Here is a 26,088-nt window from a genome sequence, read left to right on the forward strand (position 1 = left end):
GACGTGGCGGTCGAGGTTCTGCTGCCGAAGATCGGCCTGACCATGCAGGAAGGCACGATCGACGAATGGCTGGTGCCCACCGGCGCGGCCGTCGCCGAGGGCGAGGCGCTGCTGCGGCTGGCCACCGACAAGGTGGACGTGGACGTCGAGGCGGAGGCCGGGGGCCTGTTCCACCCGGTGGTCCCGGCGGGCACCACGGTGCCTGCGGGGGCCCTCATCGGATGGCTGCTGGCGGAGGGGGAGCAGCCGCCGGGGGAGGTGGGCGCGCCCACGCCGCTCCCGGGTGCTTCTGAGGCTCCTTTCACCGGCACGAGCGCCGATGCCCCTGCGGCTCCACGCGCCGCCGCTTCCATCGACCGTGTCGGTGACCGGCTGCTGTCCTCCCCGAACGCCCGTCGGGTCGCCGCGGCCGCCGACGTCGACCTCGCCGTCGTACGCGGCACCGGGCCCGGCGGCAGGATCGTCTCCGAGGACGTGGAAGAGCACCTGGCGGCGCTCGCCGTGTCCCTCCCACCGGGCGGCAGCGCCGTCTCGCCTTTGGTCCGCAAGCTGGCCAAGGAGCGGGGCATCGACCTCTCCGAGGTGAACGGCACCGGGCCGGGCGGCCGTATCCGCAGGGCGGATCTGGAGGCGCTCGCCCCCGCGGTCGCACCCGGGATCGCCGCCGTGGCCGAGCCCGCCGGCCCCGCTCGCTCCGGCGAGGTCATCCCGCTCACCGGGATGCGCGGCACCATCGCGCGCCGGATGCACGCCAGCCTCCAGGAGATGGCCCAGCTGACGCACGGCTACGAGGTGCGGATGGACGCCGTGGTGTCCCTGCGGGACCGGCTCAAGGAGGAGTGGGCGGGCAGCGACCTGCCGGTGCCTAGCATCAACGACTTCCTCCTGAAGGCCGCCGCCCTGGCCCTGCGCGAGCACCCGCTGCTCAACGCCACGGTCCGGGAGGACGGCATCCATCTGCTCGACGACATCCACCTGGGCTTCGCGGTGGCCGTACCGGGCGGCCTCATGGTCCCCGTGATCGAGGACGCGGCGGCGCTGTCGCTGACCGCGATCGCCGGCCGGGCGAGGGCCCTGGCCGAGGCCTCGCGCGCAGGGCGGATCTCCCCGACGCAGCTGGAAGGAGCCACGTTCACGGTCACCTCGCTCGGCGGATACGGCGTCGACTTCTTCACCCCCGTGATCAACCCGGGCAACGTCGCGATCCTCGGGGTGGGCAGGCTCAGGGACGGCGTCGAGTGGGCGGACGACAGGCCGCTGCGGACGCGGGTGCTCACCCTGAGCCTCACCTTCGACCACCGAGCCGTCGACGGGGCCCCGGCCGCCGAATACCTGCGCACACTGGGGGAGTTGCTGAGCAGGCCGCTGCGCCTTTTGATGTGAGATGTGGAGCCTTGGGGTGACTACAGGTCGAGTGCCGTTCCGTACAGTCGGTCCACCTTCAAGCGGATGACCACTCGGCGCTCGGCGACCAACTGCTCCAGAAACGCGTCTGCGTTCTCGGGCTTCGCGGCCTGCGGGATCATTCCGAGCAGTTCCCGACCGACCGCATCGCCAGGAACCGTCGTGATCCCCGAGACCTCGGCCTCGCCCTCGGCCACGGCGAACGACCACACGTCGGCGCCCTGCACATGCAGGGAGGCACGCGGATCGCGCCGCAGGTGCCCGACCTTGATGCGGTCGGCCGTCGTGGAGAACCGCACGATGCGGGCCTCGGAGTCCCAGCTGTACAACATGGTGGTCAGATGAGGATGGCCACTGCGCTTGACGGTGGCGAGCGTGCCGAACTGCTGCCTGCCGAGCAAGTCGGAGAGGGCTTCGTCGGACAGTGGGCGAGGCGCTGGTCCTTGAGTCATGACGTGATCAACAGCCGTGGCCGTCCAACAATTTCGTGGACACTGAGTCCCGGCCCCACTTTCACACCAGGCCCTACATGGCCGGCTCGGTGATCCGCGCCGCGAGGTCGCCGACCTCGCGGACGAACGCGCGATGTCCCAGCGACCGGTACACGTCGTCCCCCCGGACCTGCGAGATCGCCGCGGTCTCCAGCAGCGCCAGCAGACCGAGGCCGATCACCGCCGCCTCGGCGTCGGAGACGGACACGCGGGCCTTGCGGATCAGCCGCACCAGCTCGTCCAGCACCTGAGTACGGCTCTCCTGACGCAGCGCCTCCGCGTCCTGACTCATGCCGGCCGACGACACGAAGAACACGGTGGCGGCGGAGCGGTGCTCACCCATCCAGGCCAGCAGGGTGGTGACCGACGTGCCGATGTCCGAGCCGGGCTCATGTGCGTCGGTGATCGCCTGCAACTGCTCGCGCAGCGCGGCGGCGAACGCCCGCATGGTCTCCGCCAGGACCTGGTCCTTGGAGGAGAAGTGGTAGTACACCGCTGCCGAGGTCATCTCGGCGCGAGCGGCGATGTCGGCCACCGTCACCTCGTCCGGCGGCTGGGTGGCGAACAACTCCGTGGCCGCCTCGATGACCCACTGCTTGCGCGAGGGACGGTGAGCGGCGCGGGTTCCGGATGTCGTCATGCTGTCAAGTATGCCGGGCGGCCGGTCTCCAGGAGGCCAGTAAGCAGCAGGAATTATGTCGATGGAGGATCGGAGTTACTGGATACACTGGTCAGTACGGAAGGACCCGGGAACCCGGGTTCACGGCGGCGGGCAGGGAGCATGATGGCGGCCACGACGAAGAACGGCAAGCAGCCCGCCCACCGACCCTCGCGACGGCAGCACATCATCACCGCCGCCGTGCGGGTGTTCGGCCGCAACGGGTTCGCGGAGACCAGCGTCCAGGACATCGCGGACGAGGCCCAGGTGGTCCCCACCGCCGTCTACTACCACTTCGACGGCAAGGAAGAACTGCTCGAACTCGCCATGCGCCGGGTCTTCGACCAGCTGAACGCGGTCGTGGAGGCGGCCCGGCCGGAGTCCGAGCCGGGTGACGCGGAGGGTCTGGTGCGTGTCATCGACGCCGTGTGGGAGTGGGTGGAGAAGAACCCGGACGAGGCCCGTCTGTACCAGGTCCAGGTCGCCTCGGCCAACGGCAGCGTCAAGGTGCTGCGGGACGAGTTCGAGCAGCGGCACATCCAGCGCGGCTACGACTATCTGCCGGAGAGCACCACCCGCAGCCCCCGCGCCGCGAAGGCACGGCACGCGGCCCAGGCGCTCGCCGTCCGCACCCTGATCAGCACGACCATGCTCGTCACCGCGCTGCGGGCGGAGGGCGGACCACTGTCCCAGCTCCCCTCCCGGTCCGTGCTGGAGGCGGTGCGTGCCCTGGCGCTGCGCATCGTTGCCGCCGAACAGGCCCCGGCGAAGCCGGCGGCTTCGGGAAGCTGACATCCCGGGGACCGGCGAACCCTGACGGGAACCCGCAGCCCACGGTCCGCGAACCGTCGCGATTCACCCCGCAACGCCGCCGTTCAGACCGTGAGCACCGAGCACGCGCTGATCCCGGGCGCCCCGTACACGTGGGTGAAGCCCACCCGGGGAGTCCCCGGCACCTGCAGACCGGGCGCGCGGCCCTGCAGTTGTCGTACGACCTCGTGGAACTGGCGGAGCCCGGACGCGCCCACGGGTTCACCGCCGGCCAGACAGCCGCCGTCGGTGTTGACCGGTATCCGGCCCGTGGGCTCGGTGGCCCCGCCGGCCAGCAGCTCCTCCTGCTCGCCGTGGCCGCACAGCCCGGTCTCGGCCAGATGGATCAGCTCCGATCCGCTGTCGGTGTCCTGGAGCTGGGCCACCTGCACGTCCGCGGGCCGCACCCCGGCCGTGCGGAAGGCCGCCTCCGCGGCGTCGACGCTGGGGCTGCGGTGCGGTCCCGGCGGCAGCCAGGGCGAGAACACCTCGAACGAACCGAAGCGCCGGGTCCTGAAGGCCAGCGACGCCAGCCTGACCGGCCGCTCGCACAGGTCGAACGCGCGGTCGCCGAGCGCCAGGACCAGCGCGGCCGCGCCCTGGCCGGGCGAACAGAACATGTACTGGGTCAGCGGGGGACTGACCTCGGCCGAGTCGAGGATCTCCCGCTCCGTGAGGGGCTTGCGCCGCCAGGCCAGGGGATGGTGCGAGCCGTTGCGGAAGGCCCGCGCGGCGACCAGCGCCAGCGCCCGTTCCGGGATCCCGTGCTCGTACAGGTACCGCTGGGTCTTCAGCGCGAAGAACTGGGTCGTGAGCATCATGCCGGTCTCGGCGTACCAGTCGCCCAGGCCGTAGCGGGCGGGGGAGACGTGGAACGCGCCGCGCTCGTGCTTGTCGAAGCCCACCGCCAGTCCCAGCGGGGCCTCGCCCGCGCGCAGCGCGTCGGCCACCGTGAGGACGGTGGAGGCGCCGGTCGCGCAGCCGTTCTGCACATTGACGAAGGGCACTCCGGTCAGACCCAGCCGGCCCACCAGTGTGTCGGGCTTGCCGGACACGTCGGAACCGCCGGCCGCGAAGCCGATGTCGTTCCAGGCGACACCGGCGTCGGCGAGCGCCTCGCGGACCGCACGCTCGGCCATGTCCATCGCGCTGACACTCTCGTCGCGGCCGAAGGGGGTCATCCCGCATCCGACCACGTACACGTCGTCGCGCCGGCTCATCGCTCGTCGTCCCGCTCGGGGCGGAAGGCGAAGGTCACGACCTCGGTGCCGTCGTCGTCCCGGTACGCGGTCACCGTGGTGAGCCGGACCGGCAGACCGATCCGGACCTCCTCGCGGGGTACCGCCAGGCGCGCCTCGACCAGGACCTCACCGAGGTCCACATAGCCCAGGTGGTACGGCTGGTGGCCGCCGGTCGGCGGCCGGTAGGGCGGTTTGGGAGGGAACGCCTGGAGCGTCCACGACCACACGCGCCCGCTCACCGGCAGCACCTGCGCGGACATCGTCCCGTCCGAGCACCGGGGGCACGAGTCCTGCCGGGGGAAGACGACCGTGGCGCACCCGGAGCAGCGGGCGCCCACGAGACGCCGTGGGGCCCCGTCCTCGTACTTCTGGTTCTCCCGGCTCTCGAACAACGACTCGTCGATGAGTCTGGTGGTCATGCCGTCCCGCCTTCCACGTCACCAGCCCAGCAGACCGGCCAGTCGTTCCCGATGGTGTGCGGCGCCGCCCAGCAGGACCGCGTCGGACTGGGCGCGCCGGAAGTACAGGTGCGCGTCGTGCTCCCAGGTGAATCCCATCCCGCCGTGCAGCTGCACGCACTGGGCGGTGACCGCGACGAACGCCTCGCCGCACCAGGCCTGTGCCACGGCCGCGGCCTCGGCCAGCGCCTCGGGCGTGCCGTCCGAGCGGACCGCGCGCACCACCGCCGACCGGGCGGCCTCGACCTGGAGCAGCATGTCGGCGCAGGCGTGCTTGACCGCCTGGAAGCTGCCGATCGCCCGCCCGAACTGGGTTCGGTCGCGCACGTGGGCCACCGTCATGTCCAACGCGGCCTGCGCACCGCCGAGTTGCTCCGCGGCCAGTGCCACCAGGGCCACGTCCAGGGCGCGGGAGACGACGTCAGCCCCCTCGCCGCCGGCGGTCAGGGCCCGGGCCCGGCAGCCGGAGAAGGCGACCACGGCCTGGCCCCGGCTGAGATCCAGCGTGGGCACCCGGCGCACCGTGACCCCCGGTTCGCGCGGGTCGACCAGGAAGAGGTCCACGCCGTCGGCCCCGGCCGCGGCCACCACCAGCGCCTCGGCGTCGGCGCCGTCCATGACGAACGGCGCGGTGCCGTCCAGCAGCGGCACGCTGCCCTGCCAGGAGACGGCCACCGGCACGGCGTCCGCCCGCCAGGTCCCGTCGGGCGCGGCCACCGCCAGGGCGTGCACGGTGCCTTCGGCCAGCTCTGCCAGCGCCTTGTCGGCCGTACCGCAGCCGGCCAGCACCTGCCCGGCCAGCACCGTCGAGGACAGCAGCGGCACCGGTGCGAGGCTCCGGCCCAACTCCTCGCAGACGGCGGCGATCCCGGCGAGACCGCCGATGCCTCCCGCCGACTCGGGCAGGCCCAGGGCGGCGAGGCCGACCTGCCGGCCGAGGACGTCCCACAGCCCGGCGTCGATGCCCGGGGCATCCTCGGAGAGCCGGCGGACCGCGGCGGTGCCGCCGGCGTCCGCGCACACCGACCGGACGGTCTCGCGCAGGTCCTCCAACTCGGTGTCCGACAGGGCCGTGCCGTCGGTCACGGTGGTCGTCGTCATCGTGTGCTCCCGCTCTGTTCGCCGGGTTCCCGCAGGGCACTGTGCGCGGCGGCCATCCGGGCCACCGGTACGCGGTGTGCGGAGCAGGAGACGTAGTCGAGACCGAGGTCGTCGCAGAACGCGATGGACTCGGGGTCGCCGCCGTGCTCGCCGCACACGCCCAGCTTGATGCCGGGCCGCACCTCCCGGGCCCGCGCCGCCGCCAGGGCGATCAGGGCGCCGACCCCGTGCGGGTCGAGGCGGGCGAAGGGGCTGGCGGTCAGGAACCCGCGTTCCTGGTAGGAGGCGAGCACCTGGCGCTCGACGTCGTCCCGGGAGAAGCCGTAGGTGAGCTGGGTGAGGTCGTTGGTGCCGAAGGAGAAGAACTCGGCGTGCTCGGCGAGTTCACCGGCCAGCAGCGCGGCCCGCGGGGTCTCGATCATCGTGCCGAGCCGGTACGGGACCTCCACCCCGGTGCGGGCGGCGACCGCGGCGGCGGCATCGCGTACGTAGGCCGCCGCGGCGGCCAGTTCCTCCGGCAGGCTGACGAGCGGGATCATCACCTCCAGCCGCGGCCGGACTCCGGTGGCGGCGACATCGGCCCAGGCGGTGAAGAGCGCCTCGGCCTGGGCCGGGTAGAGCCTCTCGTGCAGCAGCGCCAGCCGCACCCCGCGCAGCCCGAGCATCGGGTTCGCCTCCCGCAGGGCGGCGGCCCGCTGCTCCTCGGCCGCGTCCTGGGCCTGTCCGGGTGCGGGCAGGAACTCGTGCAGCGGGGCGTCGAGCAGGCGCACGGTCACCGGACGGTCGCCCACGGCGGCCAGCAGCGCGCGGAAGTCCTCGTGCTGGGCGCGCTCCAGCGCCACCAGCGCCTCGTCGCGGGAGGCCGGGTCGGCGGCCAGGAGCACCCGGCGGATCAGCGGCAGCCGTTCGCCGAGGAACTGGTGTTCCGTACGGCACAGCCCGACGCCTTCCGCACCCAGGGCAATTGCGGTGTCCACCTCGCCGGCCGTGTCGGCGTTCACCCGCACCCCCAGCCGGCGCACGCCGTCCGCCCATCCCAGCAGGGTGGAGAGCTCGGGCGGTGGTCCGGCGACACTGACGCTCAGCGTCCCGGCGTAGACGGCGCCGGTACGCCCGTCCAGCGAGACCGGGTCGCCCTCGCGCAGCACGCGCTCGCCGAAGCGCACCGTGCCCGCGGTCCGGTCCACGTGGAGTCCCTCCGCGCCGCACACCGCCGGCTTGCCGGCGCCCCGGGCCACCACCGCGGCGTGGGAGGCGATGCCGCCCGTGCCGGTCAGCACCGCGGCGGCGGCCAGCATGCCGGGGACGTCCGCCGGGCTGGTCTCGGCGGCCACGAGGACGACCCGTGTGCCGTCCGCGGCCAGTTCCAGGGCGCGTTCACTGGACAGCACGACCGCCCCGGTCGCCGCCCCCGGAGACGCGGGCAGTCCTTTCACCAGCAGTTCCTCGCCTCCGGTCAGCCGGAGTCGGGGGTGCAGCAGTTCCTGCACCTGCGAGGGGCTGATCCGGCGTACGGCCTCCTCGTGGCCGAGGGCCCCGTCGCGGGCCAGGTCCGCGGCCAGACAGACCGAGGCCCTGAGCGGCGGGCGCGGTTGCGGGGAGGCGGCGAGCAGGGAGATCTCGTCGTCGCGCACCTCGAAGTCGACCGACACCGGTGTGCGCAGATGGCGTTCCAGGGTGAGCAGGGAGTGTTCGAGCAGCGCGGTGCCGCCCGCGAGCCGCTCCAGCGGTTCACCGGTGTGCGGCGGCGGGGCACTGCGGCGCACTCCGCGGAAGAAGGCGCCCTGGGGTGAGAAGCGACCGGTCCCGGGATCGCGGCTGACCGCGGTGCCGTAGCCCGAGTGGTGGGCGGGCCCGATGCGCAGGGCCTGTACGTGCAGGGCGACGGCCAGGTCGGCGGGGAGCTTCTGGGCGCGGCGGGACCTTCGTGCACGGGGGGAGTCCCACCGGCCGAGGAGGGCGCGCGCGGCCAGCGCGAGCTGCTGTGCCGGGGCGTCGGGGAAGGGGCGCGAGCCGTGCTCCGCCGCCAGGGACAGCAGCAGCTCCACGCGTGCCCGGGGCTCGGGGGTGTCCAGGAGGGCGTCGTCGAGCACGGCGGCGGGCACGGCGAGGGCGTACTCGGCGATCATGCGCACCGTGCCGGCCCACACCTCGTACAGCGCGTCGGCGCTTCCGATGACGGCGGACAGGTCGTCGGCACCGGCGGGGGAGAGGCCGAGACAGGCCAGGTCGGGCGGGAGTCCGGCGACCTCGGTGGGCGCGCTCGCCGACAGGCGCAGCAGCAGCGGCCGGGCCGGGTCGCCCACGCGCCGCCCCGAGAGCTGTTCGACCAGTTCCACGGCGGCCTCGGCGGTGTCGGCCTCGCACAGCGACGCGGCGGCACCGGCGGGCACCGTGAGCCCCGGAACGACCGGCAGGCCGAGGGCCAGCAGCCGGTCCATGGCGGCGCCGTGGGAGCCCAGCTCGGCGGCGTCGAGGCCGCGGATTCGCCCCTGTCCGTAGGGCACGAGAACCCTGCCGGGACTGCCGGAGGCCGTCTCGGACGGTGGGAGCGTGCCCGCCTCGCGGTCGGTGACGCTCACCCCCGGCCCCCCGTGACCAGTTCCTCTTCACGGGCCTCGTCCTCGGCCCGGCTGATTCCCAGGACGAGCAGCAGTTCCTGGTGCAGCCGCATCCACACGGTGTGGTACGAGTCGCACAGCGGTGAGGCCAGCCACTGGGGTGCGCCGTCGTCGAAGCGGTCGAGGGCGTCCTCCAGGGCCGTCAGATACCGTCCGCTGCCCGCGAGCACCTGTTCCAGCCGGCGCAGCACGGGCTGGATGGCCTCGTGGACGTCCTCCAGCGACTCGCGCACCCCGGCGTCGTAGACGTCGTCGGAGTGGTCGTTGGCGGTGCCGTCGGGGCGGCACTGCCACGCGGTGCACACATCGCGGATCTTCCGGTTGACCGGCAGGAACGCCTCGTACGCCGCGGTGATGCGCTGTTCCCGTTCGGAATCGGCGGGAACCCGCAGTGCCTGTGCGGCGACGGCCTTGGCCCGCTCGGTCGGCAGCACCACCGGGCCCTTGACCATCGCCAGCCCGGCGTCGACCAGTGGCCGGTGCTCGGACTCCGGCCGGCCGCGCCACATACCGCGCAGAACGAGATCGACGACAGCCTCGGTGAGGGGTTCGTCGGACGCGTCCGGAAGGTCCACGGCAGCAGATTGCATCGCCACACCATTTCCCCGGTTCTGTGGTGACCGGTTCCTCGGTTCTGTGTTGCCCGGAGGTTACGCCTACACGGGCTGGTTAGTGAAGAGTGACTCAAGAAACACTTTCCGGTGCGAGGGCTCCGGCTCTGTCGCCACCGGCCTTCGGGCGGCTCCGCGCGGCCAGGAACGCGGCCATCAGCCGCTGTGCCTGCGGGCCGTCCGCCAGGGCGGCGATCGACCGCGCCTCCTCGGCGAGGTGCTGCCGCAGTCCGTCACCGTCCCCGGCACGCAGCAGCGACTTCGCGGCACGCAGCGCGTCACCGGCGCCGGCGGCCAGGGCGGACGCGGTCTCGTGCGCCGCGTCGTCCAGGTGTCCGTCGTCCACGGAACGGGAGACCAGACCCCATCGTTCGGCGTCGTCGCCGGTCAGGACCCGGTCGGTCAGGATCAGCTCGGCCGCCCTGCGCGGGCCCGCCAGGCGCGGCAGGAACCACGAGGCCCCGCAGTCCGGCGTGAGCCCGATCGCCGTGTACGCCAGCCGGAACTGCGCCGACCGGGCAGCCAGGACGACGTCCCCCACGAGGGCGAGACCGACCCCGCCGCCCGCGGCCGCGCCGCGTACCGCGGTCACCAGCGGCACCGGCAGGTCGTACAGGGCCTGTATCGCGGTGTGCGCCGCGTCCGCCACGGCACGCACATAAGTGCCCGTCTCCGCGCCCCGGCCGGCGAATGCGCGCAGGTCACCGCCCACGCAGAAGCTGCCGCCGACCGTCCGCAGCAGCACCGCGCCGCCCGGGTCCGCGGCCACCTCGTGGGCCGCGTCCCGCAGCGCCTCGGCGGTCCTCAGGTCCAGGGCGTTGCCCCGTGCGGGATCGGTCAGTCTCAGCTCGACGACCCGGTCCGGACGACGGACGATCCGGACCGGCTCGGTGCTCACGGGCAGGGTCATGGGCGGTGCTCCTCGCGTCTTCCCGTCGCCGGGTGCTTCCCGGCAAGATACTGAAGACGCTATACAGTTTCTAGGACGCGGCGGGCCGGATGCCCGTACGCCCGTCGCCGGGAGGATCCGTGCCCATCCAGTTCGATGTCGATCCGGCAGTCGCCCAACTCGTCGCGTCCACCTCGGAGTTCGTGCGAGAGGTGGTCGTCCCGGCCGAGCGCGAGTGCGGCGGGTCCGTGCACGACGCCCCCGAGGCCCTGCGCGAGACCCTGCAGAAGGCCGCCCGCGAGGCGGGTGTCTTCGCTCCCCACGTGCCGAGGAGGTGGGGCGGGCACGGCCTCGACCTGCGCGGGCAGGCGGCGGTCTTCGAAGCCGCGGGCTACTCGCTGCTGGGACCGCTGGCGCTGAACTGCGCCGCCCCCGACGAGGGCAACATGCACCTGCTGGAGAAGGTGGCCACCGAGGAGCAGAAGCAGAGGTATCTGGGTCCCCTCTCCGCGGGTGAGACCCGGTCCTGCTTCGCCATGACCGAACCGGCGCCGGGGGCCGGGGCCGATCCCCGTTCCCTGCGCACCACGGCCACCCGGGTCCCCGGCGGCTGGCGCCTCGACGGCCACAAGTGGTTCATCACCGGCGCCCACGGGGCCGGCTTCGCCATCGTCATGGCCCGGACCTCGGGCAGCCCCGGCGACCCGGGCGGCGCCACCATGTTCCTGGTCGACGCCGACACCCCCGGCATGCGCCTGGTCCGCAACATCGAGACCCTCGACGAGTCGCTCTTCGCCGGACACGCCGAGATCCTCTTCGAGGACTGCGTGGTGGGGGAGGGGCAGGTCCTCGGCGAGGTGGACCGCGGCTTCGACGGCGCCCAGGTCCGGCTCGGCCCCGCCCGGCTGACCCACTGCATGCGCTGGCTGGGAGCGGCTCGCCGCGCCCAGGACGTCGCGCTGGAACGGGCCGGGAGCCGGATGGCGTTCGGATCGGCGCTCGGAGACCTCGGCATGGTCCAGCAGATGCTGGCCGACTCGGAGATCGACATCGAGGCGAGCCGCGCCCTGATCCTGCGCACCGCCTGGGAGCTGGACACCGCGTCGGCGGCCGCCTCCCAGCTGACCTCGGTGTCCAAGACCTTCGTGGCCGAGGCGGTTAACCGGGTGGTCGACCGCGCGGTGCAGATCTGCGGAGCCCTCGGCATCTCGGCCGCCGACGCGCCGCTCGCCCGCCTGTTCAGAGAGGTGCGGCCGTTCCGGATCTACGACGGGCCCTCGGAGACGCACCGTTTCGCGATAGCACGGCGCGCGGTACGGCCGTACCGGCAGCCGCGCGCGGAAGCCGCCGACGGCCGCTGACGGGGGCGGTGCGGCAGGAGTCCGGGCCGTTGCTCATGCGGCGGGATCGGTCAGCGGTCTGCGGGCCGCTGTTCATGCGGCGGGATCGGTCAGCGGGTGTGCGGGCCCTTGTTCATGCGGCAGGACTGGTTGCGGGGTCTGCGGGCCGTTGCTCATGCGGCGGGACCGGTCGCGGGGTGTGCGGGTCGCTCGCGGCTCACTTCGGCCGGGCCGGCCGGCGCAGTCCTGCGACGAGAAGGGCGACCAGGGTGCGCGGGTCGTAGCTGGGGTCGCTCTCCGCGCCGACGCACAGGTTGCCCACGCCGCGCATCAGCTCGAGCCCTCCGATGTCGGCACGGATCTCGCCCGCGGCCGCCGCGGCGTCGAGGAGCTGCTGGCACACCGGCACGAGATGGTCGATGAAGTAGGCGTGCAGGTTCTCGAAACCGGCGTTGTCGTGCTGCAGGGCGGCGGCGAGCCCGTGTTTGGTCACCAGGAAGTCGACGAAGAGGTCGATCCACTCCTCCAACGCGTCGTACGGGGTGGGCCGGCTCGCCAGCAGAGCCGGGCCCGCCTCGGCGCAGGTCTCGACCTGGTGGCGGAAGACCGCCACGATCAGGTCCGCGCGGGTGGGGAAATGCCGGTAGATCGTGCCGATCCCGACGCCTGCCCGGGCCGCGATGTCGCGTACCGGCGCGTCCACGCCCGAGGTGACGAAGACCGCGGCGGCCGCATCCAGCAGGAGCTGCTTGTTGCGCCGGACGTCCTTGCGCTGGGGCGCGGCGGCGTTCTCCGTGCCCTGGCGGCTGTCGCTCACCGCGAGGCTCCTCTCGTCACATCACCCGACGGGCCCGTGTTCCGCACCATCCATGGAACGACGTTCCGTTTCGCTCATGATGGCAGATCGAGCCACCGGGCCGCCCCTGCCGTGGCCGGAGGTCAGGCGCCGACCACGGCAGGGGCGGGGTCGGTGGTGAGCGGCCCGTACCAGTCCAGGCACAGCACGGTGGCGTCGTCCAGCACATGGCCGTCACAGGCGTCGGTGACCGCTTGGACCAGGTGGCGCACGACCTCGCGCGGGTGGTCGGCCGCGGTGTCCAGGAGGAGGCCGGGCAGATCGACTTTCTCCGCCTGCCGCTCCACCATGCCGTCGGTGAAGAGAATGAGGCGGTCACCCGGACGCAGGTCGATGTCCTGCACCCGGTACGCGCCCTGGCCGACGACGCCGAAGGGCAGGTTCACGGTCAGGGACAGCTCGCTGACCGTGCCCTCGCGCAGCCGCAGCGGCCAGGGATGGCCGGCGTTGACGAGTTGGGCCGTGGTGCCGTCCAGGGCGATGCGCAACAACTGACCGGTGGCGAAGGTGCGTCGGCCGTGGTCGAGGAGGGCCTGGTGGGCCCTGCGGGCCTGCTCGGCGAGGTCCACGCCGGCGCGCCGGGCACCGCGGGAGGCGTTGACCAGGAGGGTGGCCATGAGGGCCGCGTCGACGTCGTGGCCCATGGCGTCGGTGACGGACAGGTGCAGGGTGTCGCGGTCGAGCGAGTAGTCGTAGGTGTCACCGGCGATGTCGGCGGCCGGGACGAGAGCGCCGGCCAGGGCGAAGGCGGGGGCCTCGCAGGACGCGGCCGAGGGCAGGAGCTGGCGCTGGATCTCGGCGGCGAGACTGACGGGGGTGGTGCGATTGCCCCAGTGGTAGAGGTCGGTGAAACGGCGGTCGGTGACGATGATGTAGGCCAGTGCGTGCGCGGCCTCCTCCACCTGCTCCAGGACATCCGCGTCCGCGTGGGTGAGGAAGAGCTCCAGGATGCCGATGGTGTCGCCCCGGTTCGAGACGGGCGCCAGGACGCACTGCCCCTCCCCGTCCTTGGGGATCCGCACCAGGTTCTGGGTGCGCAGGACCTCGTCGTAGGCGCTGTCGCCGATGAGAGGGACCTGCTCGGTGTCGCGCTCCTGAGGCACGGCGGCCTCGTCGCTGACCCGCAGCAGACGTTGCCCCACCATGTCGACGAACAGGAAGGACACACGCCGGGCACCGAACCGGTCGCGCAGGTTGCGCGCCACGACGTCGAGGGAGCCCACTGGTGCGGCATCCTCGGCCGCTGCCACCACCTCGGCCAGTCCGATCCGATCGCTCGCCATGTCATCCTCCTTGGGTCACGATGTCGTTTTCCCACTGAGGCGGCGGACACATCATTTCTGTGACGGATGCCTCCTGCGGCCGCTCCCGCAGCGGCTCGTACGTTGTGGCTCCGGCGGGCTCGGTCCGCGCCTCATGCGGGCGCGCTGCTGCTGCCCGGAGGGCGACGGAGCAGGTGCAGACAGACGACCGAGGCGATGACGGTCCGCCGTTCCGAGGTGTCCAGTGCGGGGGCCGTCTCGACGACGTACTGCTGGAGCCCGATCCAGGCGTCGACGGTGCTCACCGTGACCCGGCCGAGAACCTCCGGCGCCGGGCCCTGATCCGGATCGGTCTCCGTGAGCTGCCACTCGGTGGACAGAGGGCCCCGCCGCGTGAGGAAGAGCCGGCGTCCCTGCACCGTCCCCAGGCGCAGCTGCCAGGTCTTGGCGAACCGGCCGGTACTGGCGGTGCCGACCTCCCGGTCCGTGGCGTCGGTGAAACGGAACTCCGCAGGCCCGAACTGCTCGATACGGACGACGCGTTCGCCCGACGCGTCCGTCATCAAGCAGTGCGTGTCGTCGGTGTACGTGACCCGGGCGAGCGGGGTCCCCTCCACGGTCGACACAGCCAGGGCCGGTCCCAGATACCTGCGCCACCGAGAACGCTTCGGCTGCCCCACGACGACGGCTTCCAGCGCGAACAGACCGGCTTCCGCCGAGGGTCTTCCATCCTCCACGCGTCCCCCTTGAACGAGTGCGTCCACTGTGACCGACAACCGGTCCGATTCCCATCCAGCGGGGCGTACACGGGTTAATCGGTTGATCACTGTCGGGGTCGGGCGGAACACTGTCGCGGTCCGTGCCCGTGAACGACGCCGCGTCGGGAGTGACCTCCTTTGTCAGATCTGGTGTCAGCACTGCCTCCCGGCTACCGGGTGCGGTCGGCCACCGCCGACGACCTCGATGACATCCATCGTCTGGTCGCGGCCTGCGAACGCGACCTGTTCGGGCTGAGCCGGACCGATCTCGGCCGCATCGCAGCCGACTTCGCCAGGCCCGGCCTCGTCCCGGAGTCGGACACCCGGCTGATCCACGACCGGACGGGGCAGTTGGCCGCCCGGGCGTGGGTGAACCGGCGCTGCGAGGTGCACGTCCACCCCGAGCAGCGGGGCCGTGGTCTGGGCGGTTCACTGCTGGCCTGGGCCGAGACCCGGGCCAGGCAGACGGGCGCCACCCGCATCGTCCAGACCGTCCCCGACAGCCACACGGACGCAGTGGCGCTGCTGCGTTCACGCGCGTACGAGCCGATGGTGACCGAGTGGCTGCTGGAGTTCCGCATGACGGAGGAGCCGGCCCTTCCCGAGCCGCCCGCGGGCATCACGGTTCGCCCGTTCCGGGCCGGCGACGAAGCCGACACACACCAGCTCGTCCAGGACGCCTTCGACGAATGGCAGCAGCGGCGCATGGGTTACGAGGAATGGGCCCGGCACACCGTCGAACGCCCCACCTTCGCCCCCTCGACGTCGACGCTGGCCTTCGCCGACGGTCAACTGGTGGGCGCCGTGATCTCGTTGAACCTCCCGGACACCGACGAAGGCTACGTCGAACAGGTCGCCGTGCGCCGCGACCACCGCAACCGGGGCATCGCCCGACTCCTGCTCCTCAGCGCCTTCCGCGCCCACCATCAACGAGGCCGACGGACCTGCTCCCTGGGCACGCACTCGGACACCGGCGCGTTGAACCTGTACCTGCGCGCCGGGATGACGGTCCGGTACAGCTCCACGGTCTTCCGCAAGGAACTGTGAGACAGGGTGCGCAGGCCCGCCGTTGAGACAGGGTGCGCAGGCCCGCAGTGAACTTCATGGCCTCCGTCGACCGACGCCTGGGCCGAGGGACCTCTCCGCCGCGCAGGCGGGCGGTCCCGCCGTCTCCGTCGGACTCGGCGAAACCCGTGGCCCAACCGCAGTGCTAGAGGCGTGCCGCCCCGGTCGGCCGATGGCCGCTCAGGTCCCGATGCCGTGGGCGAGGAGGCTCTCGGCGGTGTCCGCGATGGTGTCCTCGATGGGACGGGCCCGCCAACCGAGGAGCCGCTCCGCCTTGGCGCTCGTGGCGTCGAGGTCCCGGCCGAGCTGGTGCCTGAGAAGGCGCAGTTCCGGGTTCACGGTGCCCAGGGCGCGCGTCAGCCATACGGGCAGTTCCCTGGTCGGGGCCTTCGCGGCGCGCTCGCCCAGGCGGTCGCGCAGGATGCGTGCCATGTCGACGAGGCGGATGCTGTGCCCGGCGATGGCGAGGAAGCGTTCTCCGTCGGCTGCCGGATCGGTCATCGCGCGCAGGTGCAGATCGGCGACGTCGCGGACATCGACGTACCCCATCCCGAAGGGAGGGCACGCGGGGACCCGCCCTTCGAGCATCCTGCGCACCAGACGCAGCGACGGCGGGTCGTCGGCGCCGAGCACGGGTCCCAGGACCCCCACGGGATGAACCGCGGCCATCTCCAGACCACCTCCTTCGTCCTCGACGAACTCCCAGGCGGCGCGCTCGGCGAGCGTCTTGGACCGTTGATAGGGCGGGATGTCGCTGTCGACGTCGGTCCAGTCCTCCTCGGTGAACGGGGTCGAACGCTCCGGGTGCCCGATCCCGATGGCGCCGAAGGCGCTGGTCAGAACTACCCGGCGCACACCGGCGTCACGGGCGGCGCGCAGCACCCGCAGGACGCCCTCCCGGGCGGGTACCACCAACTCGTCGTCATGGGCCGGCACATGCCGCAGGGTCGGCGAGGCGACGTGAAGGACGTACTCGCAGTCGGCGACGGCGTCGTCCCAGCCGTCGGGCTTTTCGAGGTCGGCTCGCACGACGGTGAGGCGGTCGTCGTCGAACGGTGCGGCCGCGTGCAGCCAGGAGCGCAGCTCCGGCTCGCGCCGCAGGTCGCGTACGGTGGTGCGGACCGGGTGCCCCGCGTCCAGCAGGGCAAGGATGCACCAGCTCCCGATGAATCCTGTTCCTCCGGTGACCAGAACTCGTTTCATGCGTGTCTCCTCAGCTCGCGACGCGTACGTCGAGGGGGGTGGGCGGGTGTGTCACGGGCCGCCGCCGGGCAGCGGCCAAGCCGCTTCCGAGAAGGGCGTGGCCGATCATGATCGGGTAGATCACGGCGCGTTCGAACATGCCGACGTTCCACATCCAGCCGGTGAGCACGTCGGCCATGAAGAGCGGGAACGCCAGCAGTCCGAAGGTGCCGAGCGCGATGCTGGTGATCGACCGGCCCCTCCCGAGTCCGATCCGGGCTCCGCCGAGCCCGACGGCGATCGCCATGAGGTTGCCGGTGACCATGACGCTCTGCGCGCCGAGGGTGTGGAACGCGATCAGGCCGTTCTCGACGTTGGCGTTGGAGCCCTGGAAGATGCCGACGAGCGAGACCCCGGTTCCGGCGAGGGCGGCGAGGATCACGATGACGGTCGGGCGGGCGCCCTTGCGCGGGTCGAACACGAGGAACGTGCCGGCGATCAGGAGGACGCCGTAGATCACCCAACCGGTGTCCATGACGGCGCCGAGGGGTGAATGGGCGACCTGTCCGAAGGCGGTCTGTTTCGGGCCGGTCAGGCCGAGGTGGCTGACCCAGTCGTGGAGCGGCGCGTACGGCGGGTCCTGCCAGGCGGCGGCGGTGACGAACTCGGCGAGCCAGGACACGAGCGGGCCGAGGAGGATGAGCAGGGCTCCGGTGCGGGCGGCGGCCCCGGAGCGGACGATCGGCGTCATGCGAGGGCCATTCCGGGGACGCGCCGGCGGATGGCCTCCAACTCGGCTTCGTCCGAGACGCCCTGCCAGTCGTAGCGGGGGGTGTACGGAGCCTCCAGGGCGCGCACCTCGTCGTCGGTGAGCTCGACGTCGAGGGAGGCGACGGCCTCGTCGATCTGCTGGATCGAGCCGGCGCCGACCAGCGGGGCGGTGACGACCGGTTGGCGGCGCAGCCAGGCCAGCGCGACCTGTGCGCGGCTGACACCGTGCGCGTCGGCCACCTGCCCGACCGCGTCGATGATCGCGCGGTTGGACGCCTCCTGCGCCGGTGAGTAGAGCAGGTCGGCGTAGGACCCGTCCGTCTCGGAGCGCGCAGTCGAACGGGCGTCGTCCCACGCGCGGGCGAGGCGGCCGCGGGCCAGCGGCGACCAGATGACGGTGCCGACTCCCTCGTCCAGGCACAGCGGGATCATCTCGCGCTCCTCCTCACGGGCGAGGAGGTTGTAGTGGTCCTGCATCGACACGAACCGCGCCCAGCCGTTCGCCTTCTGCAGGTGCAGGGCCTTGGCGAACTCCCACGCGTGCATGGACGAGGCGCCGAGGTAACGGACCTTGCCGGCCTTCACGAGGTCGCTGAGTGCCTCGAGGGTCTCCTCCCAAGGAGTGGCGTGGTCGTTGCGGTGGATCTGGTAGAGGTCGATGTAGTCGGTGCCCAGGCGGCGCAGTGAATGGTCGACCTCGGTCATGATCGCCTTGCGGGACAGCCCCCGTCCGTTCGGTCCCAGGCGCATCGGATGGCGCAGCTTGGTGGCGATCACCACGGCGTCCCGGTCGGCGAAGTCCTTGAGCGCGCGGCCGAGGATCTCCTCGCTGGAGCCGTTGGAGTACATGTTCGCGGTGTCGAAGAAGTTGATCCCCGCCTCGACCGCGTGCCGGATGAGGGGGCGCGCGTCCTCCTCGCCCCTGGACCAGACGGGGTGCCCGCGGTCGGGCTCGCCGTAGGTCATCGCGCCGATCGCGACGGGGGACACGTCGAGGCCGGTCGTGCCGAGCTTGATGTATTGCATGACGCTCCTTAGAGTATGTGGAGAGCTCTCCGAATAACGTAGTGGAGAACTCTCCACTTATCAAGGTGAGGTCCCGTGGTCCGTTCAGACGCCCGAGAGAACAGGGCACGCATCCTCGCGGCCGCCCGCGAGGCGTTCGCCGAGGACGGCGGTGTCTCGATGAACCAGGTCGCCCAGCGCGCCGGCGTCGGCGCGGGCACCCTGTACCGCAACTTCCCCACCCGTGAGGCGCTGGTCCTGGCCGTCTACCAGGACGAGGTGGTCCGCATCATCGGCACCGTCCCCGACCTGCTGGCCGAGCTGCCGCCACTCGAAGCACTCCGTCAGTGGACGATCGACCTCGTCGAGGCGATGCGCAGGAAGCACGGCCTGGGCGACGCACTCAGCCCCGGCGCCCACCAGGCGATCAGCGAGCAGAGCTACGGACCCGTCGTCGCCGCGATCACGGAACTGCTGGACGCGGGCAAGAAGGACGGCAGCATTCGTGAGGACGCCGATCCCGGCGACTTCCTCCAGCTCACCGGTGCGCTCTGGCGGGCGGCGACCACTCCCGAGGACCGGGCGCCCCGGATGCTCGCGCTCGTCCTCGACGGACTCCGCGCCCACCGGTAGCACTCCGCGCCCATCGGCGTTCGAAAGGCCCTGCCGGCCGTCCTACTGTCTCTCCGTCAGCTGCAACCGGAACTGCCGTACGAAGGTCCTCGGGTCCCGCACGACCTGCCACAGCCCGATCGACAGCAGGGCCAGACTGACGACGAAGCAGCTCCAGAACACGAACTGGGCACCGGACGCGAGGTCGTGGGTGCTGCCGTCGTCGTAGCGGCAGTACGCCTGCGGGGGAAAGGCCTTCGAGACGCCGACCCCTCCGTAGTACATGGAACACGGATCCTCGCCGGGATCCTTGAGCGTGTCGTCCGCCGTCACGACCAGCAGCCACGCCATCGCCGCGACGGGAACCGAGACGAACACGATCACCTTCGTCCAGATCGGCAGACGAGGGTGACCGAGGAGCCCGATCAGCGCGACCAGGACCACCACGAACACCGCGACGACGACCGCCGCGGTGAGCTGCCGCCCGAACACCTCGACCAGGAGCCAGGCGACCCCGGCCACCGGGGGAGCGGTGAAGAGCATGACCTTGATCCCGGGCGCGATCCGCGGGTGCACGAGCAGGAACACGGCGAACGCGCACGCGATCACGGCTGGGAGCGTCATCAAGGACGGGCGGCGGGAGTGGTGGCGGAGCCCCGGTACGTCTCGTCCTTGCGCCACGGGCCGACACCGAGCTTTCCGGTCGTCCCGAGATCGAGCTCCGGTACGACCGTCACCGGATCGGCCGTGGGTGTGGCCCACACGCGGACGTACGGCGCGTTCACCGCTTCGCCGGCCTGAGTGGTGTTGCGCCAGGCCAGCGACGTCACCGCGGCCTCACCCGGCCCCAGCACCACCGGTCGCGGGGCGCTGTCCCCTCCGAGCCCGGTACTGATCCCCTCGGTGCCCCGCAGGATCCGTACGCCGTGCACGGTCTCGTGGTCCGCGTTCTCGAGTTCGAGCTTCGGGTAGCCGTTGAGTCGATACGGTCGTGCACCGCAGTTGACCAGGTACAGGCCGACGACGCGCAGCCCCATGGCCGCGTCCCCCTGGTCGGCGTAGAGACGCACGCCCGACTTCGGGCACGTTCCCGAGACGGACGACCTCTCGACTGCGGGGACGCTGCGCACCTTGGTCACCTGCACGCCCGTCACCGTGGGCGCGTTCTCGGCCGTCTCCGTCATGACGACGGTTCCCTTGACGGTCTGTCCGGGTCCGACCGTCTCGACGGTCCGCTCCCTGTTGTCGACCGCGCCTCCGGACGCCGAGAGGAACCCGAAGGTGAGGGTGTAAGCGGCCTTCTCCGTCTGCTGGTTGGTGAGCTCGAAGTCCGCGCTGTAGTCGACACCCGCGCACCCGCTGTCGGGGCCCCAGGCGTACAACGCGGTGATCTTGACGCCGTCCTCGGTCGTACGGCCGAGGGAGGGCAGAGGCAGTGCGGCGGGTGTGCCGGTGGAGCGAGGGGACGGTTCGGAGCGCGGCGTACCGCCGTACGGCACCTGGTCCTCCGGGCACAACGCCCTTGCCCGGACAGGGGCGTTGCCGTCCCCATCGCCCGGCGACGCGCTCTGGGTGCCACAGGCGGCGAGCAGCAGAGCCGCGGCGAGGACGGTGGGTGCGGTGCGGGAGACGGTCGGCATCCGCCCACCTCACCAGGGGCCACGTGCAAGGGCTGTGACGGAACCCACACCTCCGGTCACAGCGGTGTCACAGACCACAGGGGAACCGCAGGATGCCAGACCGGACGGCCTCCGGGACGCGAAGACCGGGCGGCCGGCGCATCCGGCAGCGTCGAGGCATCAACGAGTCCGCGGGATGGGTACTTTCCGGGCATGGGAGAGGTCGAGATGGTCCCGGAGAAGGTGGCCTGGGTTCTGCTGCGTGAAGGGCGGGTGCTGGTGACGCGGAACCACGGTCTGGACGTCTTCTACTTCCCGGGCGGCAAGCGCGAGCCGGGCGAGTCCGATGCCGAGACCCTGGCGCGCGAGATCGACGAAGAACTCCGGACCCGGGTCGACACCTCCACCATGGAGCACGTGGGCACCTTCGAGACGCGGAGGGAGCATGACGGACGCCCCGAGTTCCGGATGATCTGTTACACCGCCGACCACACCGGCCCGTTGCTCGCCTCAAGAGAGGTCGAGGAGTCGGACTGGTTCGGCTACGGCGACCGCGCGCGGGTCTCGCCCGTGGACCAGATGGTGTTCGACGCGCTTCACGCTTCGGGTCGACTCCTCTGAGGGCGAGACGATGGGCCGGGCAACGAAGGGGCAGGCAACCGTGGTTGTGCGGCGATCCCCGTAGCCCCGCCGATGCCGAGCCGTCGACAAGGCACCCGGACACTACGATCGAGCCGTGACGATCACGTACGAGTGGCGGGGCGACGTCGACAACGCCGCCCTCAACGCGCTGCACGCCGACGGCTTCGACCACCCGGTCGCTCGGACCGACTGGCGAGCAAGACTGGAGCGCCACAGCCTGGGCTGGGTCTGCGCCCGGGAGGACGACTCGCTGGTCGGCTTCGTCAATGTCGTCTGGGACGGCGGAGTTCACGCCTTCATCCTGGACACGGTGGTCGCACAGGACCGCCGGGCCAAAGGTGTCGGAGCCGCGCTGGTGGCCACCGCGGCCCATGAAGCCCGTGCCGCCGGATGCGAGTGGCTCCATGTCGACTTCGAGGAACATCTCAGTCCGTTCTACTTCGACGCCTGCGGCTTCAAGGCGACGACAGCCGGGCTGATCGCGCTGTGACACCGTGGGGTCGCTCCCGTACCCGGACCGGCCGTGCCAAGGCACGCCGTGGCGCCGGCGGGCTCTCCTGACGGCCGATCAGCCGACTGCTCGCTCTGACTTTGGAGATCGTCAAGCGCACCGCGAGCGCTAGGGTCCAGGCCATGCCGATCACCGCAGTCATCTTCGACTTCTTCGGGACCCTGACTCCCAGCACGCCGGCGCATGTCTGGGATGAGCATGCCGCTCGGAGCGCGGCTCCCCTCGGCATCCCCGCGCGCACCTGGCGCGCGGCCTTGGACACCTCGTTTCCCGAACGGGCCACCGGAAGCCTGGGCGATCTGACGGCGACCTTCCGCACGCTTGCGCGGCGCTGCGGAGTCGAGCCGAGCGACGAAGCCCTCGCCGCTGCCTGCAGCGCGCGACTGACGGCTCAACGCGAGCTCTTCGTCCTGCGCGAGGACGCCGTCCCGGCACTGAGCGAACTGCGTGCGCGGGGAATGCGCGTGGGCGTGCTGAGTGACTGCACCGCGGAGCTGGCCGAGACCTGGCCGCGGCTGCCGGTGGCAGATCTGGTCGATGCGCGGGTGCTCTCCTGCGAGGAGGGGCGGCGCAAACCCGACCCGGAGCTCTTCCGTCTGATCGCGCACCATCTCGACGCCACTGCGCAGGAGTGCCTGTACATCGGCGACGGGGGAGGACACGAACTCACCGGCGCGTCCCGCTGCGGCATGCGAGCGTTCCTGCTCCGGGCCACGGACTGGGCCGACAACGACGCCCACACCCGCGAGGACGACTGGGCCGGTCCGTCCGTGTCGTCGCTGAGCGAGGTACCGGCACTACTGGATCAGCCGGGCGGCGACACGAACCGGGATTCGTCGTAGGGGCTCGGCCACGACGAACATGACGGCGACGAAGGGAGCCCTTCGGCACGGCCACCGTCGCGCCCGTCGTGATCCGGCGCACGCCCGTGAAAGCCGGAATCAGTGCTCGTCCTGAGGCAGATGGAAGTAGACGGTCCCCGACCACCAGGGGCCGTGCTCGGTCATCTCCGACGAGATCACCACGTCCTGGATCTCGGCGGGCCCCAACGCCTCGACGGAATCCGCCAGTCGCCGCAACAGGGACGGAACGCTGTCGCAGCCGGGGCCGGCGGGATTGGCTTGCGAGAAATGACGCACGGTCCAGTGCGTCGGAGTTTCGGTCACCGGCCGATCGTAGGAGCTGGCACCGCCTGGTCAGCCGGCGAATACGGGCCCGCGCGGCTCCGTCAGGGCGGACGAGTCCGTGAACCACGGAATTCGCGACACAAGGCAACCCTTTGAGGGACCTGTGACCACAAGGAGTCGGATCCGGTCACCGCAGTGCCTGGATCCGGGTTCCGCTGGTCAACAGCTCGCAAGGAGAACGTCCTTCCCATGAACAACCCCACGAACGGCGGGCGCCGCGGGCGTCACCGCCGTCGCTGGACCGCCACCGGTCTGCTGCTCGGCGTGCCGGCCGCCGTCGTGCCGTACTTCCTGTTCACACAGCAGGACTCGCAGGCGGCGATGGTCGACCGGAGCGCCTGGTACCGGCTCGTCTCCGTACGCAGCGGCAAAGTGCTCGACGTCAACGGGTACTCCGTCGCCGACGGCACCCGCATCCAGCAGTGGACCGACCAGAAGACCGCCAACCAGCAGTGGAAGCTGAAGCCCACCACGGACGGCTACTACGAGCTGGTCAACCGCAGCAGCGGCAAGGTGCTGGGAATAGCGGGCAGTTCGACCGCCAAGGGTGCCCCGGCCGAGCAGCGGACCGACAGCTCCACCACCTCCCAGCAATGGAGGATCAAGGAGGTGAGCGGCTCCGAAGCCGTCACCTTCATCTCCCGCAGAAGTGGCCAGGTCCTGGAGGTCGCCGGAGGTTCCACCGCCGAGGGTGCGGCCATCGTCCAGAATCCGGCCAAGAGCGGCACCAACCAGCAGTGGAAGCTGGTCAAAGCGGCCGCGACTCAGGCGGCCGGACCCTATGTGTGGAAGAACGCCCAGGTGGTGGGCGGTGGTTACGTCACCGGGCTGGTGTTCAACCCGCGTGAGAAGGGACTGCTGTTCGCGCGCACCGACATGGGCGGCGCCTACCGCTGGGACACCGCTGCCGAGCAGTGGATCCCGCTGACCGACCGGTTCGGCGACAAGGACTGGAACCTGCTGGGCATCGACTCGCTGGCCACCGACCCCGTCGACCCCAAGCGTCTCTACCTCGGTGCCGGGACCTACACCAACGAGTGGGCGGGCAACGGCGCGATCCTGCGGTCCACCGACCGGGGCCGCACCTTCAAGCGCACGAACCTGCCCTTCAAGCTGGGTGCCAACGAGCCGGGCCGCGGCGCGGGTGAACGCCTGGTCGTCGACCCCGCCGACCACGACACCCTGCTGCTGGGCACCCGCAAGAACGGCCTGTGGCGCAGCACCGACTACGGCGTGACGTGGACACAGGTCTCCTCGTTCCCGGTCAAGGACGGTGCGAGCAGCGGCGGGGGCATCTCCTTCGTGACGTACGGCCCGGCCGGGAGCAGGACGGTCTACGTCGGCGTCAACGACAAGTCCACCTCGCTGTACCGCTCCACCGACGGCGGCGGCACCTGGCAGGCTCTCCCCGGGCAGCCCACCGGTCAACTGCCCCAGCACGGTGTGGTGTCCGGCGACGGTTCGCTGTACCTGACGTACACCAACGCCCTCGGACCCAACGACGTGACAGCGGGCTCGGTGTGGAAGTACACGCCCTCGCGGAGCACCTGGAAGAACGTCTCCCCTTCCCAGGGCGGTTACGGGTTCTCCGGTCTGGCCGTCGACCCGCGCAAGCCCTCCACGGTGATGGTCACGACCCTCGACCGCTGGTGGCCCGAGGACGAGCTGTACCGCAGCACCGACGGCGGCACGACCTGGAAGGCGCTCGCCGCCAAGTCGGTGCGGAACGCCTCCGCCGCCCCTTACGTCGGTACCGGCATCGGGCACTGGATGACCGCCCTGTCCATCGACCCCTTCAACTCCGGGCACGTGCTGTACGGCACCGGCAACGGCATCTGGCGCAGCAAGGACGCCACCGCCACCGACTCCGGCGGCACCAGCCACTGGACCGCGGGCGCCCGGGGACTGGAGGAGACCGCGCTGGCGGACGCGATCGCCCCGCCCGGTGGTGCCACCGTCATCACCGCCATGGGCGACCAGGGCGGTTTCCGCCATGACTCCCTGACCAAGGTGCCCGCCGGACGGCTGAAGAACCCGCTGATGAGCAACAGCAGCGACATCGACTTCGCCCAGTCCAAGCCCTCGATGATGGTCCGGGTCGGTCGTGGCGGCGCGCAGGACGGCGCCTGGTCCACCGACGGCGGCCGCAGCTGGCAGGGCTTCACGGCGGAACCGGTGGGCAGCGCCGACAGCGGCCGCATCGCGCTCGCGGCGGACGGCTCCACCATCGTGTGGACCGAGTCCGGCCAGGCCCCGTACCGCTCGACCGACCAGGGGGCGAGTTGGTCGAGAGTCGCCGGCCTGGGCACCGACGCCGTGGTCGTCGCCGACCGCTCGGCGGCCCGGACCTTCTACTCCCTGTCCGGCGGCACCCTCTACACCAGCACCGACGGCGGTGCCACCTTCACGGCCCGCGCCGCCGGCCTGCCCGACGGCCGGCTCGTGGCCGTCCCCGGCATAGGCGGGGACCTGTGGATCGCCGGCGGCGGCAAGGGGCTGTCGCACTCCACCGACGGCGGGCGCACCTTCACCACCCTCAGCTCGGTGCAGTCCGCCTCCGCCCTCGGGTTCGGCAAGGCCAAGCCGGGCACCGGCTACCAGGCCCTGTACCTGATCGGCACCGTCAAGAACGTCACCGGGGTCTTCCGTTCCACCGACAAGGGCGCCACCTGGCTCCGTGTCAACGACGACGCCCACCAGTGGGGCAACTTCGTCGGCCTCGGCATCGTCACCGGCGACCCCGACACCTTCGGCCGCGTCTACGTCGGCACCAACGGACGCGGACTCCAGTACGGCGACCCGTCCTGACCCGACACCGGGGCGGGGCCGCAGGTTCACCGAACCCGCGGCCCCGCCCCGGTCGGGTCGACCGCCGTGGCCCGCACACCGAACCCCGGCCCCGATGCCGGCCAGTGCGGGGGTGTGCCACAGGGTCCGCCCTGTGGCTGTCCCCACCCGCGAATGGGCCGCCAGCCCGAGTGACCTCGGCGTGGC

At 71.6% G+C, this 26,088-nt stretch carries 26 protein-coding genes; 9 read left to right on the forward strand and 17 right to left on the reverse strand.

The window, feature by feature from the left end; translation table 11 throughout:
- Positions 1–3 precede the first annotated feature (3 nt).
- Positions 4–1,383 (forward strand): dihydrolipoamide acetyltransferase family protein, encoded by a 1,380-nt coding sequence (locus tag IOD14_RS18590; RefSeq protein WP_249125954.1) that lies wholly within the window; start codon positions 4–6, stop codon positions 1,381–1,383.
- A gap of 20 nt (positions 1,384–1,403) precedes the next feature.
- Here IOD14_RS18590 and IOD14_RS18595 read toward each other — a convergent pair whose 3' ends face one another.
- Both IOD14_RS18595 and IOD14_RS18600 read right to left on the reverse strand, forming a co-directional pair.
- Positions 1,404–1,856 carry a TIGR03618 family F420-dependent PPOX class oxidoreductase gene (locus tag IOD14_RS18595; protein WP_123993361.1) on the reverse strand — a complete coding sequence of 151 codons (453 nt, stop codon included), beginning with the start codon at positions 1,854–1,856 and terminating at the stop codon, positions 1,404–1,406.
- Positions 1,857–1,929: 73 nt separating this feature from the next.
- Positions 1,930–2,535, reverse strand: a complete 606-nt coding sequence (locus IOD14_RS18600; protein ID WP_123993360.1) for a TetR/AcrR family transcriptional regulator — start codon at positions 2,533–2,535, stop codon at positions 1,930–1,932.
- A gap of 141 nt (positions 2,536–2,676) precedes the next feature.
- Between IOD14_RS18600 and IOD14_RS18605 the strand changes: the two genes are divergently transcribed.
- Positions 2,677–3,345 (forward strand): TetR/AcrR family transcriptional regulator, encoded by a 669-nt coding sequence (locus IOD14_RS18605; protein WP_249125955.1) that lies wholly within the window; start codon positions 2,677–2,679, stop codon positions 3,343–3,345.
- A gap of 83 nt (positions 3,346–3,428) precedes the next feature.
- On the opposite strand, the gene IOD14_RS18610 is transcribed toward IOD14_RS18605, so the two are convergent.
- From IOD14_RS18610 to IOD14_RS18635, 6 genes are all read right to left on the reverse strand, one after another.
- Positions 3,429–4,583: a thiolase family protein gene (locus tag IOD14_RS18610; RefSeq protein WP_123993359.1), complete on the reverse strand. Its 1,155-nt coding sequence runs from the start codon at positions 4,581–4,583 to the stop codon at positions 3,429–3,431.
- Positions 4,580–5,023 carry an OB-fold domain-containing protein gene (locus IOD14_RS18615; RefSeq protein ID WP_123993358.1) on the reverse strand — a complete coding sequence of 148 codons (444 nt, stop codon included), beginning with the start codon at positions 5,021–5,023 and terminating at the stop codon, positions 4,580–4,582. The genes IOD14_RS18610 and IOD14_RS18615 overlap by 4 nt, the downstream gene beginning before the upstream one ends.
- A gap of 18 nt (positions 5,024–5,041) precedes the next feature.
- Positions 5,042–6,163 (reverse strand): acyl-CoA dehydrogenase, encoded by a 1,122-nt coding sequence (locus IOD14_RS18620; protein WP_212670817.1) that lies wholly within the window; start codon positions 6,161–6,163, stop codon positions 5,042–5,044.
- Entirely contained in the window at positions 6,160–8,745 is a 2,586-nt protein-coding gene (locus IOD14_RS18625) for a putative PEP-binding protein (RefSeq protein WP_212670818.1), read from the reverse strand. The genes IOD14_RS18620 and IOD14_RS18625 overlap by 4 nt, the downstream gene beginning before the upstream one ends.
- Positions 8,742–9,374 carry a hypothetical protein gene (locus IOD14_RS18630; RefSeq protein ID WP_249125956.1) on the reverse strand — a complete coding sequence of 211 codons (633 nt, stop codon included), beginning with the start codon at positions 9,372–9,374 and terminating at the stop codon, positions 8,742–8,744. Before IOD14_RS18630 ends, IOD14_RS18625 begins: the two co-directional genes overlap by 4 nt.
- Before the next feature lie 94 nt (positions 9,375–9,468).
- Entirely contained in the window at positions 9,469–10,305 is an 837-nt protein-coding gene (locus tag IOD14_RS18635) for an enoyl-CoA hydratase/isomerase family protein (RefSeq protein ID WP_212670819.1), read from the reverse strand.
- Between the two features lie 119 nt (positions 10,306–10,424).
- On the opposite strand from IOD14_RS18635, the gene IOD14_RS18640 reads away from it, so the two are divergent.
- Positions 10,425–11,645 (forward strand): acyl-CoA dehydrogenase family protein, encoded by a 1,221-nt coding sequence (locus tag IOD14_RS18640; RefSeq protein ID WP_212670820.1) that lies wholly within the window; start codon positions 10,425–10,427, stop codon positions 11,643–11,645.
- A 196-nt stretch (positions 11,646–11,841) separates the two neighbouring features.
- Here IOD14_RS18640 and IOD14_RS18645 read toward each other — a convergent pair whose 3' ends face one another.
- The 3 genes from IOD14_RS18645 to IOD14_RS18655 form a co-directional block, all read right to left on the reverse strand.
- Positions 11,842–12,441 carry a TetR/AcrR family transcriptional regulator gene (locus tag IOD14_RS18645; RefSeq protein WP_123993353.1) on the reverse strand — a complete coding sequence of 200 codons (600 nt, stop codon included), beginning with the start codon at positions 12,439–12,441 and terminating at the stop codon, positions 11,842–11,844.
- Positions 12,442–12,563: 122 nt separating this feature from the next.
- Entirely contained in the window at positions 12,564–13,763 is a 1,200-nt protein-coding gene (locus tag IOD14_RS18650; protein WP_123993352.1) for a PP2C family protein-serine/threonine phosphatase, read from the reverse strand.
- 131 nt (positions 13,764–13,894) lie between these two features.
- Entirely contained in the window at positions 13,895–14,479 is a 585-nt protein-coding gene (locus IOD14_RS18655; protein WP_123993351.1) for a hypothetical protein, read from the reverse strand.
- 171 nt (positions 14,480–14,650) lie between these two features.
- Between IOD14_RS18655 and IOD14_RS18660 the strand changes: the two genes are divergently transcribed.
- Entirely contained in the window at positions 14,651–15,547 is an 897-nt protein-coding gene (locus IOD14_RS18660; RefSeq protein WP_249125957.1) for a GNAT family N-acetyltransferase, read from the forward strand.
- A gap of 198 nt (positions 15,548–15,745) precedes the next feature.
- Here the strand turns inward: IOD14_RS18660 and IOD14_RS18665 are convergent, their stop codons facing one another.
- The 3 genes from IOD14_RS18665 to IOD14_RS18675 are packed head-to-tail and all read right to left on the reverse strand — an operon-like array spanning position 15,746 to position 18,544.
- Entirely contained in the window at positions 15,746–16,768 is a 1,023-nt protein-coding gene (locus IOD14_RS18665) for an aldehyde reductase (RefSeq protein ID WP_123993349.1), read from the reverse strand.
- Between the two features lie 10 nt (positions 16,769–16,778).
- Complete coding sequence (locus IOD14_RS18670; protein ID WP_212670821.1) at positions 16,779–17,498, reverse strand: DUF998 domain-containing protein; 720 nt, start codon at positions 17,496–17,498, stop codon at positions 16,779–16,781.
- Entirely contained in the window at positions 17,495–18,544 is a 1,050-nt protein-coding gene (locus tag IOD14_RS18675; protein ID WP_123993347.1) for an aldo/keto reductase, read from the reverse strand. The genes IOD14_RS18670 and IOD14_RS18675 overlap by 4 nt, the downstream gene beginning before the upstream one ends.
- Positions 18,545–18,619: 75 nt before the next feature.
- On the opposite strand from IOD14_RS18675, the gene IOD14_RS18680 reads away from it, so the two are divergent.
- On the forward strand, positions 18,620–19,156 hold the full coding sequence (locus tag IOD14_RS18680) for a TetR/AcrR family transcriptional regulator (protein WP_123993346.1): 537 nt from the start codon (positions 18,620–18,622) through the stop codon (positions 19,154–19,156).
- A gap of 42 nt (positions 19,157–19,198) precedes the next feature.
- On the opposite strand, the gene IOD14_RS18685 is transcribed toward IOD14_RS18680, so the two are convergent.
- Together IOD14_RS18685 and IOD14_RS18690 are read right to left on the reverse strand one after the other, a co-directional pair.
- Entirely contained in the window at positions 19,199–19,744 is a 546-nt protein-coding gene (locus IOD14_RS18685) for a hypothetical protein (protein WP_148095004.1), read from the reverse strand.
- A 14-nt stretch (positions 19,745–19,758) separates the two neighbouring features.
- On the reverse strand, positions 19,759–20,775 hold the full coding sequence (locus IOD14_RS18690; protein WP_212670822.1) for a DUF4232 domain-containing protein: 1,017 nt from the start codon (positions 20,773–20,775) through the stop codon (positions 19,759–19,761).
- 192 nt (positions 20,776–20,967) lie between these two features.
- Here IOD14_RS18690 and IOD14_RS18695 point away from each other — a divergent pair, with 192 nt between their 5' ends.
- The 3 genes from IOD14_RS18695 (at position 20,968) to IOD14_RS18705 (ending at position 22,749) form a co-directional block, all read left to right on the forward strand.
- Complete coding sequence (locus tag IOD14_RS18695) at positions 20,968–21,375, forward strand: NUDIX domain-containing protein (RefSeq protein WP_212670823.1); 408 nt, start codon at positions 20,968–20,970, stop codon at positions 21,373–21,375.
- Positions 21,376–21,490: 115 nt separating this feature from the next.
- Entirely contained in the window at positions 21,491–21,886 is a 396-nt protein-coding gene (locus tag IOD14_RS18700; RefSeq protein ID WP_212670824.1) for a GNAT family N-acetyltransferase, read from the forward strand.
- Positions 21,887–22,029: 143 nt separating this feature from the next.
- Positions 22,030–22,749 (forward strand): HAD family hydrolase, encoded by a 720-nt coding sequence (locus IOD14_RS18705; RefSeq protein WP_123993341.1) that lies wholly within the window; start codon positions 22,030–22,032, stop codon positions 22,747–22,749.
- A 99-nt stretch (positions 22,750–22,848) separates the two neighbouring features.
- Here the strand turns inward: IOD14_RS18705 and IOD14_RS18710 are convergent, their stop codons facing one another.
- Positions 22,849–23,073 (reverse strand): hypothetical protein, encoded by a 225-nt coding sequence (locus tag IOD14_RS18710; protein WP_212670825.1) that lies wholly within the window; start codon positions 23,071–23,073, stop codon positions 22,849–22,851.
- A 210-nt stretch (positions 23,074–23,283) separates the two neighbouring features.
- Between IOD14_RS18710 and IOD14_RS18715 the strand changes: the two genes are divergently transcribed.
- A complete protein-coding gene (locus tag IOD14_RS18715) occupies positions 23,284–25,902 on the forward strand; it encodes an RICIN domain-containing protein (protein ID WP_212670826.1) in 2,619 nt (872 codons plus the stop codon).
- Positions 25,903–26,088 lie beyond the last annotated feature (186 nt).

It is taken from the genome of Streptomyces sp. A2-16 (assembly GCF_018128905.1).
Classification (GTDB): Bacteria; Actinomycetota; Actinomycetes; order Streptomycetales; family Streptomycetaceae; genus Streptomyces.